Below are 11,567 nucleotides of genomic sequence, written 5' to 3' on the forward strand. Positions count from 1 at the left end.
GACGTCATCGAGACGTGGCACGGTGCGGGCAACCGCTGGACCGAGCGCGATGGCGAACTCGTGCCGAACTTCACCACCGACGAGTGGCTCGAAGCGGTCGACTACGAGAAGCGCCTGGTCGACGAGGGTCTGATCAACCCCGACTACGCCACCTTCGACTCGGCGAACTGGAACGAGCCGTTCCTCAACGGCAAGGGCGGCATGATCATCGACGTGCACTCGCGCGCGGGCGTGCTGATGAACCTCTTCAAGGAATCCGACCCCGAGAACTTCCAGAACTACGTGGACGTGGCGGGCAACCTCACCGGCCCCGATGGCGAGCTCTACGCCCACCCGACCACCGGCTACAGCGGGTTCCTGGCCATCCCGAAGGACAAGGTGCGCACCGAGGCTGATCTGCGAGCCGTGCTCGAGGTGCTCGACAAGCTCAACTCCGCCGAGGCCGGACCGATCCTCAACAACGGCATCGAGGGCGTCACCTACACCCTCGACGGTGAGCTGGCGGTGCCCGTCGACGACGCGCCCCAGGACCTGAAGGATGCCGTGCTGAGCTACTCGCAGCTCGGCATGAACGTCGCCGGCTTCCAGGGCCACCTGCCCAAGCAGGCCAGCGCGTACGAGCAGGAGATGTACGACAAGCGCAAGGCCATCGAGGCGTCCGACCTCGAGTCGGCGGTGTACGACCCGGCCGCGGCCTTCGTCTCACAGACGTACGTCTCCAAGGGCGCGCAGCTGGACACGATCGTCTCCGACGCCCGCATCCAGTACATCGCCGGCCAGATCGACCGCAAGGGTCTCACCGACGCGGTGGCGCTGTGGCGCTCCAGCGGCGGCGACGACATCATCGCCGAGATCAACGAGCTGGCCGCTCAGGCCGATTGAGTCCGAGAGGGGCGGATGCCACGGCATCCGCCCCTCCCTCCCAGACAGGACCCGCCATGGTCGTTCTCGACAGGTCGGTGGCAGCCACCGAGGCTCTCATCGTCCCGCCCCGCAAGCGCCGCGCCGGCGTGCGCGTGCACTTCACGCAGTTCAAGTGGCTCTACCTGCTGCTGCTGCCCGGCATCATCTACTTCGCGCTGTTCCGCTACGGCCCGATGGGCGGGGCGATCATCGCCTTCAAGGACTACGTCCCGTTCCTCGGTATCGCGGACAGCCCGTGGGTGGGGTTCGCGCATTTCCAGGACTTCTTCGCCAGCCCTGACTTCCCGAGACTGCTCGGCAACACGCTGATCCTCGCGCTGCTGAGCCTCATCATCGCCTTCCCCCTGACGATCGTCGTGGCGCTGCTGCTCAACGAGCTGCGCGTGAACATCGTGAAGCGGTCGGTGCAGACGCTCATCTACATCCCGCACTTCCTGTCGTGGACAGTCGTCGCCTCGCTGACGTACCTGCTGTTCGCCCTCGACATCGGGCCCCTGTTCCAGATGATCAACGGGTTGTTCAACACCGACATCAACTTTCTGACCGACCCGGCGTGGTTCCGGCCGATCATCGTGCTGCAGGACATCTGGAAGAACACCGGCTGGGGCACCATCATCTTCCTGGCCGCGCTCGCGAGCGTCGACCAGGAGCAGTACGAGGCGGCGATCATCGACGGCGCCGGGCGCTTCCAGCGCGTGTGGCACATCACCCTGCCGTCGATCATGCCGACCGTCGTGGTCATGCTCGTGCTGCAGATGGGTCAGGTGCTCAACACCGGCTTCGAGCAGATCTACCTCATGACCAACGCGCTCAACCGTCAGGTGGCCGACGTCTTCGACACCTACGTGTACTTCATGGGCATCACGCAGGGCAGCTACAGCTACAGCACCGCGGTCGGCCTGTTCAAGGCCATCGTCGGGGTCATTCTCATCTTCGGGGCCAACTGGCTCGCCCGCCGCTCCAACCAGACGGGGATCTTCTGATGGCTCGCGAGAAGTATCGGTTCAACACGCCTGCAGGGCGGGTGTTCGACGTCTTCAACGTCGTGCTGCTGGTGGGCCTCGGCCTCTTGGCGATGCTGCCGTTCATCTATGTCACGGCGGGCTCCTTCGCCACCGAATCGGAGCTGGCCACCCGGTCGTTCTTCCTCTGGCCCGAGACCTTCAGCCTGCGCGCGTACGAGTCGATCCTCACGAGCCCGGCCTTCCTCCGCGCAATGATCACCACGATCGCCGTCACCGCGGTCGGCACCGTGGTGCAGCTGCTGCTGACGGCATCCATGGCGTATCCGCTCTCCAAGGGCAACCTGCCGGGGAGGCGCCTGATGCTGTCACTCATCGTGTTCACGATGGTGTTCTCGGGCGGGATGATCCCCACGTTCCTCATGGTCAAGGACCTCGGCCTGCTGAACACGTACTGGGCGCTGATCCTGCCGGCGGCGATCAACCCGTTCAGCCTCATCATCATCAAGAACTTCTTCCAGCAGCTGCCGGACGAGCTCGAGGAGTCCGCCAAGATCGACGGCGCGAACGAGCTGCAGACGCTGTGGAGCGTCATCCTGCCGCTGTCCAAGCCCGTCCTGGCGACGTTCGCGCTGTTCTACGCCGTCGGCATCTGGAACGACTTCATGTCGCCGCTGCTGTACCTCAACGACAACTCCATGTGGACGCTGCAGATGTTCCTGCGCCAGGTGACCGTCGCCACGGACCTCTCGATCATCGAGGCCGACCCGAGCCAGCTGCCGCCCGCTCAGGGCATCAAGTTCGCCGTGATCGTCGTCGCGACCCTCCCGATCCTGCTCTTCTACCCGTTCCTGCAGAAGCACTTCGCCAAGGGCATGCTCATCGGTTCGGTCAAGGGATGAGCAGCGGGCTGCTCTACCGCAACACCCTGGCCGGTCCGGAGGACATCGCGGGCTGGATCGCGGAGGGCCCGGTCTCGGCCGCGGCGGATGCCGACGGTCTGCTGCTGTCGTCTTCGGGCGGTCCCAACGACCACTGGACCCTGTGGTGCCCCGAGGAGTTCGGGGACCGGGTGCGCATCTCGTGGGACTTCTCCCCGCGAGCGGAACCGGGGCTGGCGATGCTGTTCTTCGGGGCGTCGGCGGCCGACGGTGGAGGCATCTTCGACGACGGCGTCGCGCCGCGGTCGGGCGCCTACCCGCAGTACCACTCGGGTGACATCCGCACGCTGCACGTGTCGTACTTCCGGCGGCGGTGGGAGGACGAGCGCGCCTTCCACACCTGCAATCTGCGCAAGTCGCCCGGCTTCCACCTGGTGACCCAGGGCGCGGACCCACTGCCGCCCGTCGCCGACGCCCGCGGCGCCTTCTACCGCGTCGAGGTCGTGAAGGATACCGGGCACGTGACGTTCTCCATCGACGGCCTGCCGCTGTTCGACTGGACTGACGACGAATCCACCGGCCCGCGCGTGGGCGGCGGGCGCATCGGGTTCCGTCAGATGTCGCCGCTGATCGCCTGCTACCGCAACCTGGAGGTCCACTCGCTATGACCGGTTCCCCCGCCGTCACCGTGCCTCTCCGCTGGCTCGACGAGGTGCCACCCGCACGCCTTCCCGGCGGTTCGGTGTGGGGCCTCCCCCTACCGCGCGGCGCAGCGGCCTCGCCCGAGGCCCTGCGTCTGCGACGTGTCGGCGGCGACGCGGTCCCGGCGCAGTTCTGGCCGCTGGCCACCTGGCCGGACGGATCGCTCAAGTGGGCCGGGGCGGCCCTGGGCGCGACCGACCGACCGGAAGAGTACGAGGTCACGGTCGAGTCGGCCCCGGATGCCGGTGAGGCGACTGCCGCCGGGCCGGCGCCCGCTCACCCGGTGACGGTGCACGAGGGCGACGGGACCGTCGTGGTCGGCAACGGGGTACTCACCCTCGAGATCGAGATACCGGGCGCCGCCGGCGCACCTGACGCATCCGGCGCACAGCATGTCGACACGCTGTTCCGACGACTCCGCCGCGGCGATGTCGTCGTGGCCGAGAACGCCCACCTCGTCAGCCTGCTGCAGCACGACCTCCCCGAGGACGGCGGTCACGGCCCGCGGCATCCGTTCCGTTCCCGGGTCACCTCGGTCGCTGTCGAGCAGCGGGGCCCGGTGCGCGCGGTCGTACGTATCGAGGGCGCGCACCGCGCCATCGACGGCCCGCGGGAGTGGCTGCCCTTCACCGTGCGGCTGGTCGTCCTCGCCGGAAGCGACCGCATCCGCGTCGTCCACACCGTCATCTGGGACGGCGAGGCGGCCACCGACTTCGTCGCGGGACTCGGCGTGCGCGCGGAGGTGCCCCTGCGCGCCGAGCTGCACGACCGCCACGTGCGCATCGCCGGCGCCGACGGCGGCTTCTTCGCCGAGGCCGTGCGCGGCATCACCGGCCTGCGCCGCGACCCCGGCGCCGACGTGCGCGCGGCGCAGATCGCCGGCCGGCGGACGCCGCCGACCACGGAGTGGAACCCTCAGGTCTCGTCCCGCCTCTCGGTCATCCCCGCGTGGGGAGACGTGACGCTCGCTCAGCTGAGCGCCGACGGGTTCGGCATCCGCAAGCGCACCGCCCCGGGGCACGCGTGGATCGACGCCGGCGCCGGGACCCGCGCGGAGGGCTTCGTGTCGGTGAGCGATCCCGACGGCGGGTTCGGCGTGGGGGTGCGGTCGTTCTGGCAATCGCATCCCGGCCAACTCGATGTGCGCGGCATGGCCGGCGAGCGGGCCACCGTGACCGCGTGGCTGCACGCCCCCGACGCGCAGCCGATGGACGTGCGGTTCTATCACGACGGACTCGGGCAGGACGATTACGCCAGCCAGCTCGACGCACTCGAGATCACCTACGAGGACTATGAGCCGGGCTTCGGCGATGCGCACGGGATCGCCCGCACCCACGAGCTGACGTTCTTCGCGTACGCCGCGACCCCGCCGATCGAGCACCTGGCGCTCGACGTCGCCCACGTGCAGCAGCCGCCGCTCCTGCAGCCGACACCGCACGCCGTGCACGCGGCGGGCGTCTTCGGCGACTGGGCACCGGTGGACCGCAGCACCGCGATGCGTGCAGAGATCGAGGACAGCATCGACTTCCTGCTGTCGTTCTACCTGCAGCAGATCGACCAGCGCCGCTGGTACGGCTTCTGGAACTACGGCGACGTCATGCACGCCTACGATCACGACCGGCACGTCTGGCGCTACGACGTCGGCGGCTACGCATGGGACAACAGCGAGCTCTCCCCGGATCTGTGGCTCTGGTACTCCTACCTGCGGACAGGTCGGGCCGACGTCTTCCGCCTCGCCGAGGCCATGACGCGCCACACCGGCGAGGTCGACGTCTACCACGTGGGCCGGTGGAAGGGCCTCGGGTCACGCCACAACGTGCAGCACTGGGGCTGCAGCGCCAAGCAGCTGCGCATCAGCAGCCCGGTGTACCGCCGGTTCTACCACTACCTCACCGCCGATGAGCGGGTCGGCGATCTGCTGACCGAGCTGCGCGACAGCGACGAGCGGTTCCTCGACACCGACCCGACACGCAAGGTGCGCACGGATGCCGCGACCTACCGACCCGACCGCGGGGCGCTCGCCGTCGGTCTCGGGACGGACTGGGGGGCGTTGGCCGCCACGTGGCTGGCGGACTGGGAGCGCACCGGCAACGAGCGCTCGCGCGACCGCCTGCTCGGGACGATGGCCGACATCGCCGCGATGCCGCGGGGCTTCCTCACCGGCGAAGCGCTGTACGACCTCGACGCGGGGCGGTTCGAGACGACGCGCGACCGCATCTCGGTGTCTCACCTCAGCGCCGTGTTCGGGCTGGTCGAGGTGTGCAGCGAGCTGATCTCCCTCGTCGACGTGCCCAGGTTCGCCGACGCCTGGTACGAGTACTGCCGCCTGTACCTCGCCACGCCCGCCGAGCAGGAACGGGCGGTGGGAGCGGCCTTCACCGGCGTGCACCTCGAGCAGGCGCACAGCCGGCTGGCTGCCTGGGCGGCGCGGCACGCGGACGACGACGAGCTGGCCACGCTCGCGTGGCGGGCGTTCGAGGGCATGGGCGAGTGGCTCGTGCACCGCCGCGACTTCGCGCTGCAGCGGATCGAGCCGCCCCACGTGCTGCAGCCGGTGGACGAGGTGCCGACGGTGTCGACGAACGACGCCGCGCAGTACGGGCTGGCGGCGATCCAGAACCTCGCGCTGATCGGGGATCGGCTGCCGCGGGGGTAGGGTGCGGTGGGCGGGGCGCTCGTCCACAGCCGGACGCGGCGCCCTCTCCACAGCCTGCGGACGTCGCGGGTTATCCACAATTGTCGTTTAGCCTGGGGATTACGGTTCCCTGAATGTCGGAGGGGGTCGGCAGGATCGGGGGTATGAACACCTCCCCGATCGCCGACTCGATCACCTCGATCGCCACCGCCTCGCGCGGCGCGGTGATCTCCGGGGCGGAGGAGACGCGGCGGGCGATCGCCGCGCTGCAGGCGCAGGAGCTGCAGTGGTTTGCGCGCGCTGAGGCTCTCGCGGCCGAGGAGACCGCCCGCATCCCCACAAGTGAGGGGCGGGAACGGGAGATGCCGCGTCGCGGGATGGCCGCCGAACTCGCTGCCGCGATGCGCCGCTCCGACCGGGGCATGCAGGAGCGGATGCGGGACGCCGCGGTGCTCGTGGACGGGTTCCCCGCGACGCTGGCCGCGCTGGAATCGGGCCGCATCGACGTCGCCCATGTGCGGGTGATCCAGGATGCCGGGGCGCGCATCACCGACCCCGGCGCCCGAGCCCGGTTCGAGCAGGCCGCGCTGGTCGTCGCGGAGCGGGAGACCCCCGGCCGGGCGAAGCCCATCATCCTGATGCTCGCCCAGAAGCTCGACCCGGTGCCGCTGGAAGAACGGCACGCCGAAGCCGCGGCCGGGCGGCGGGTATGGGTGCGGGACCTCGACGACGGCATGGCGGAGCTCGCCGCGGTGCTTCCCGCACCCCTGGCATACGCGATCCGGGAACGGCTCACCGCGCATGCGCGGGAGATCGTTGCGGCGGCCAAGGCCGCGCAAGCGGATGTCAACGGGACGGAGACTGCGGGCGTTGACGCCCTCGCAACCGACAGGCGTACCACCGACCAGGTCCGCGCCGATGTGCTCACCGACCTGCTCCTCACCGGGCACGCAACCGCCCCGGTGTCGGCGGGCAGCATCCCCGAGACGGCGGCGATCACCGCGCACGTGCAGATCACCATCCCCGCGGCGACCCTGACCGGTGAAGGCACCGAACCCGCCGAACTCGTGGGGTACGGGCCCATCGGCCCCGACACCGCCCGGCACCTCACCGCGACCGCCCCGATCTGGGAACGACTGTTCACCTCCCCCACGACCGGGGCGGTGCTGCAGGTCGACACCTACCGGCCGAGCGTGCAGATGCGCCGGCTCCTCGACGCGAGGGACGAGCACTGCCGGTTCCCCGGCTGTCGAAGGCCCGCCAGACTCTGCGACGGCGACCACACCATCGACGCCGCCCTCGGCGGACCGACCCGTGTCACCAACCTCGCCAACCTCTGCCCCGGCCGACATCACCCCGTCAAACACGGCACCGCGTGGAGCGTCGTGCAGAAACCCGACGGCATCCTCGAGTGGACGAGTCCGACAGGGCGGGTCTATGTCGACATCCCGAGGCGGGTGCTGGAGTTCATGGCCCTCGCCGCAACGGAAGAGCCCGCACCGTTCTAGGTTCGGTTCACTCGCCCCGGCCGTGCACCGGTCTGGCGTTCGCCGGAGGTTCTCCGACCTCGTCGACGGTGTGGCCGGCGCAGGCCGTCCGGGTCACGCTGGCCCGCTCGATGCGCGACACGGTGAACCAGCGCATCGCCTCGCGCAGTCGGCACCACGCGACGAGGTACCACTGGCCGTTCGTGGAGGCGAAGAGCACGGGTTCGACGTCGCGGGTGGTCGTCGTCCCATCTCTGGCCGTATAGCGAAGACGAACGACGCGCTGTTCGGCCATCGCCTCCTCCAGCGCCGACCTGACGACGCGCGAAGAAGGGGGAACCGCGTTCACCCAGACGCGGCCGGCCAGCTCGTCGGCTCGTGCTCGTGTTCGGGGATCGAGGACGTCCAGGATCTTCTGGACCCCGACTCTCGCCAGGTCGGCGTACGGGGCATCGGGCGCGGCGGACACGGCCGCCATGAGCGCCACGGCCTGCGTCGGCGAGAGGGTGACGGGTGGCAGCGAGGCTCCCACCACCATGCCGTAGCCGCCGCCGGGACCGGGGCGCGACCAGATCGGAGACCCGCTGCTCTCGAGCGCGTCGAGGTCTCTCTTGATCGTCCGCACGGATACGCCGAACTCCCTCGCCAGCCGTTCGGCAGAGCAGCCCCGCGATCCGTTGCGACGCAGCATCTCCGACAGTGCATGGAGCCGCTCGGTTCGCTTCATCGCTGCACCCGTGGCGACGTCATGGACCGAGAATTCATGACATAAACAGTGACATACACCTGTCCGCAGCGCGTGCGAAAGTCGAGACATGACAACGAGCACGAGCCGCCCGACCATCATCCTCATCGCCGGCCACTGGCTGGGCGCCTGGGCGTGGGATGAGGTCCTCGAGCGCCTCGACGCCCACGGCTCTCGCGCCACGGCGATGACCCTTCCCGGTCTCGACGCGGACGATCCGGAGCGTGCGTCGAGGACCCTCGACGATCAAGCCGCAGCGATCCTCGACACGATCGCTCGACTCGAAGTCTCCGAGAGTCAACCCGCGACGATCGTCGCGCACAGCGGCGCGAACGCGCCCGTCAGCCTCGTGCTCGACCGCCACCCTGAGCTCGTCCATCGGGTGGTGTGGGTCGACTCCGGCCCTGCGGCGCCGGGCAGCGTCTTCGCGCCGGATCTGCCGGAGGAGGTGGAAGACCTTCCGCTGCCGCCCTTCGACGTCCTTGCCCAGCAGGCGAGCCTCGAGGGTCTGAGCGCGGAGGTCCTCGCGCGGTTTCGGGCTCAGGCCGTACCCGAGCCCGGCCCCGTGCTCCGCCAGCCCGTCGAACTCACCGACGAGGCCCGCCGCACGGTCCGCACCACCCTGGTGTGCTGCTCGATGCCGAGCACGCAGGTGCTGGAGCTGGCCCGAGCAGGCCATCCCATGTTCGCCGAGGTCGCGAACCTCGAGCACCTGGACGTCATCGACCTCCCGACGGGGCATTGGCCCATGTGGAGCCGGCCCCGCGAGCTCGCCGAGGTCATTCAGTCAGCGGCTTCTCGCACCGACTGAAGCACGCCACCCCGCACGCACAGCCTGGCGCGGTAGACCGCGCACCGCCGGTCGTCGACGCTCTCGCGCTCGGGGTCGGGCTCCGCCGCCCGGGCCGGGTGTCCGAAGTAGTAGAACCACACGTCGCCGCCGTCGCGCACGGCGGCCCCATGGTGGCCGAATCCGGGCCCGGCGACCGCGCCGGCGCCGAGGATGACGGCATCCGGCCCACCCTGGCGCTCCCACGCGACGGCATCGTCGGAGCGGTACACGCCCATCCCCCGCCACTCGTCCACGATCATCCACCACCAGCCGCCGAGCTCGAACGCGTACGGACCCTCGTGGGGCGCGCCTCCGATGGCGGTGCCCTCGTCGCGCCAGTTCGACAGGTCGTCGGATGCCGCGACCTTGGTGACGCTGTCGGCGGCCTCGTCCTTGTACCAGAGGCGCCACCGGCCGTCGGGGGTGCGGGCGACGGCGGCGTCGATCACCCGGTCGCTGGCCAGCGCAAGTGGCGCGCGGCGTTCCCAGCGCGCCAGGTCGTCGGACACGTACTCCACGATCGACCGCGCGAAACCCGGCCACCGGTCGGGTACGCCGTCGATCTCGGTGAGATACATGCGCCACCGCTCGCCGTCGTGCACGATCTCGGGTGCCCAGTGGGTCGCATCCACGTCGGCCGGCGGCGGCCCCGGCTCGAGCGCGAGGCCCGCGGCATCCGGCTCGAGCGTTCCCGCATAGGTCCAGGCCACGCCGTCGCGGGAGCGCGCGACGCCGACGCGGCTGCCATGCACCCACGCGACGCCGGGTCCGGGATCGGGGTGGGTGGCGCGGCGCTGGGTGTAGAACATCCACCACGTGCCGTCCGCGATGACGACGGTCGGGTCGGTCGCGCCGTCGTAGATCGGGTCCCGGTACAGCTCGGCCGGCACCGCGGGCGCGGCATCCACGCTCACGCACCCACCCCGCGCATGTCAGCGACGGGGCTTGCGAACCCGGTGCGGTGCGTCGGGTGCGCCGCGAGGTCAGCAGGGGTGATGACGGCGCCGTCGGCGGCAGCCGAGGCGTAGATCGCGGCGACGAGCTCCAGGGACCGCGCCGGGGCGTCGGCGGTGGGCGGCAGCGGCGACCCGGTGCGGAGGGCGTCGAACACGTCACGCAGCAGCGGGGCATGGTCGCTGCGCTCCTCGGCATCCGGCAGCGCCCACGCCGCCGCCCCTTCCTCGAACCCCGGCGCCGGGGTGATGCGCCAGTTCTCGTGACCGTGGCCGTAGACGTGATCGACGGTCACGGTGGCCTTCTGCGTGTCGATGCGGATCGAGCTGACCTCACGCGGCGACACCGCGCTGGTGACCAGCTGCGCCACCGCGCCGCCGGCGAAGGTGACGGTGGCCGTCGAGGCATCCTCGGTCTGCGTCTCGCGATCGAGCCGCCAGAGCCGCCCCTGCACGCTCGTCCAGTCGCCGAGAAGGAACGCGAGCAGATCGATCTGGTGGATGCCGTGACCGAGCGTCGTCCCGCCGCCCTCGGTCTCCCACGACCCTCGCCACGGAACTGCGAAGTAGGCGGGGTCACGGAACCAAAGGGTCTGGCACACCGCGATGAGGGGCCGGCCCAGCGCGCCGCTGCCCAGAAGCCCCCGCACGTGCGCCGCCGCGGTGCCGGTGCGCTGCTGGAACACCACCGCCAATTGCCGGCCCGCGACATCTGCGGCACGCCGCATCTCGTCGAGCTCGGCCAGCGACGGCGCGGGCGGCTTCTCGACCACGACGTGCGCGCCGGCGGCGAAGGCGGCGAGGGTCTGGGGCGCGTGGGCGCCGGGAGGCGTGCAGATCAGCACGACGTCGGGGCGCTCCGCCTGGAGCATGTCGTCGAGGGTGTCGTACACGGTCGGCGCGCCCCATTGGGCGGCGAACGCGTCGGCGGCACTGCGGCTCATGTCGCTCACGGCAACCAGCTCGGCGTGGGGGTAGGCCTGCACAGCCCGGGCGTGGAAGTGCGCGACGGCGCCGGTGCCGACGATCACGCAGCGAAGGGAGGAAGTCACGCACTCCACCCTAGAAGCGCTGGAGGGAAAGCGCTATCCGCAGACTCCCCCGCCACCCCTTGGACAGCAGACGCCACGTGGTTAGCCTGAGGCCTATGGACCCCCTTCTGCTCGTCCTGCTGCTGGCAGCCGTCACGTCCGCGGCCTGCTGGCTCCTCTCCCTCATCACCAAGGACACTTCATGGGTCGACCGCGTCTGGTCGATCGTGCCCATCGCCTACACGTGGATCTTCGCGATCGCCGTGATCGCCGACGGCGGCGATGCCGCCCGCTCGGTGCTGATGGCGGCGCTCGTCACCCTCTGGGGAGCGCGACTGACCTTCAACTTCGCCCGCAAGGGCGGCTACTCGGGCATGGAGGACTACCGCTGGGCGATCCTGCGCAAGCGGATGAC

At 70.1% G+C, this 11,567-nt stretch carries 11 protein-coding genes; 8 read left to right on the top strand and 3 right to left on the bottom strand.

Annotation, left to right across the window (positions count from 1 at the left end; translation table 11 throughout):
- The 6 genes from NQ160_RS10850 to NQ160_RS10875 all read left to right on the top strand — a co-directional run.
- On the top strand, positions 1–882 hold an 882-nt coding region (locus NQ160_RS10850; RefSeq protein WP_257515256.1), incomplete at its 5' end, for an extracellular solute-binding protein.
- A 56-nt stretch (positions 883–938) separates the two neighbouring features.
- Complete coding sequence (locus tag NQ160_RS10855; RefSeq protein ID WP_257515257.1) at positions 939–1,907, top strand: ABC transporter permease; 969 nt, start codon at positions 939–941, stop codon at positions 1,905–1,907.
- A complete protein-coding gene (locus NQ160_RS10860) occupies positions 1,907–2,788 on the top strand; it encodes a carbohydrate ABC transporter permease (protein WP_257515258.1) in 882 nt (293 codons plus the stop codon). Before NQ160_RS10855 ends, NQ160_RS10860 begins: the two co-directional genes overlap by 1 nt.
- On the top strand, positions 2,785–3,435 hold the full coding sequence (locus NQ160_RS10865) for a YesU family protein (RefSeq protein WP_257515259.1): 651 nt from the start codon (positions 2,785–2,787) through the stop codon (positions 3,433–3,435). The genes NQ160_RS10860 and NQ160_RS10865 overlap by 4 nt, the downstream gene beginning before the upstream one ends.
- Complete coding sequence (locus NQ160_RS10870) at positions 3,432–6,125, top strand: exo-rhamnogalacturonan lyase family protein (protein ID WP_257515260.1); 2,694 nt, start codon at positions 3,432–3,434, stop codon at positions 6,123–6,125. The genes NQ160_RS10865 and NQ160_RS10870 overlap by 4 nt, the downstream gene beginning before the upstream one ends.
- A 143-nt stretch (positions 6,126–6,268) precedes the next feature.
- A complete protein-coding gene (locus NQ160_RS10875; RefSeq protein ID WP_257515261.1) occupies positions 6,269–7,612 on the top strand; it encodes an HNH endonuclease signature motif containing protein in 1,344 nt (447 codons plus the stop codon).
- Positions 7,613–7,619: 7 nt separating this feature from the next.
- Here NQ160_RS10875 and NQ160_RS10880 read toward each other — a convergent pair whose 3' ends face one another.
- The gene (locus tag NQ160_RS10880; protein ID WP_257515262.1) at positions 7,620–8,318 is read right to left on the bottom strand and encodes a helix-turn-helix transcriptional regulator; all 699 of its coding nucleotides are present in this window, start codon (positions 8,316–8,318) and stop codon (positions 7,620–7,622) included.
- Positions 8,319–8,406: 88 nt separating this feature from the next.
- On the opposite strand from NQ160_RS10880, the gene NQ160_RS10885 reads away from it, so the two are divergent.
- Positions 8,407–9,147 (top strand): alpha/beta fold hydrolase, encoded by a 741-nt coding sequence (locus tag NQ160_RS10885; RefSeq protein ID WP_257515263.1) that lies wholly within the window; start codon positions 8,407–8,409, stop codon positions 9,145–9,147.
- On the opposite strand, the gene NQ160_RS10890 is transcribed toward NQ160_RS10885, so the two are convergent.
- Both NQ160_RS10890 and NQ160_RS10895 read right to left on the bottom strand, forming a co-directional pair.
- Positions 9,120–10,076, bottom strand: coding sequence for a family 43 glycosylhydrolase (locus NQ160_RS10890; protein WP_257515264.1), 957 nt, complete (start codon positions 10,074–10,076; stop codon positions 9,120–9,122). The two genes, NQ160_RS10885 and NQ160_RS10890, sit on opposite strands and share 28 nt — an antisense overlap.
- 2 nt (positions 10,077–10,078) lie before the next feature.
- A complete protein-coding gene (locus tag NQ160_RS10895) occupies positions 10,079–11,173 on the bottom strand; it encodes a Gfo/Idh/MocA family protein (RefSeq protein ID WP_257515265.1) in 1,095 nt (364 codons plus the stop codon).
- A gap of 95 nt (positions 11,174–11,268) precedes the next feature.
- On the opposite strand from NQ160_RS10895, the gene NQ160_RS10900 reads away from it, so the two are divergent.
- Positions 11,269–11,567: DUF1295 domain-containing protein (locus tag NQ160_RS10900; RefSeq protein ID WP_257515266.1), on the top strand; the 299-nt coding region annotated here is incomplete at its 3' end.

This window comes from Microbacterium sp. zg.Y909 (assembly GCF_024626565.1).

Coding starts and splice junctions, on each gene's coding strand:
- NQ160_RS10855 (WP_257515257.1), top strand. CDS start 939: ATGGTCGTTCTCGACAGGTCGGTGGCAGCCACCGAGGCTCTCATCGTC.
- NQ160_RS10860 (WP_257515258.1), top strand. CDS start 1,907: ATGGCTCGCGAGAAGTATCGGTTCAACACGCCTGCAGGGCGGGTGTTC.
- NQ160_RS10865 (WP_257515259.1), top strand. CDS start 2,785: ATGAGCAGCGGGCTGCTCTACCGCAACACCCTGGCCGGTCCGGAGGAC.
- NQ160_RS10870 (WP_257515260.1), top strand. CDS start 3,432: ATGACCGGTTCCCCCGCCGTCACCGTGCCTCTCCGCTGGCTCGACGAG.
- NQ160_RS10875 (WP_257515261.1), top strand. CDS start 6,269: ATGAACACCTCCCCGATCGCCGACTCGATCACCTCGATCGCCACCGCC.
- NQ160_RS10880 (WP_257515262.1), bottom strand. CDS start 8,318: ATGAAGCGAACCGAGCGGCTCCATGCACTGTCGGAGATGCTGCGTCGC.
- NQ160_RS10885 (WP_257515263.1), top strand. CDS start 8,407: ATGACAACGAGCACGAGCCGCCCGACCATCATCCTCATCGCCGGCCAC.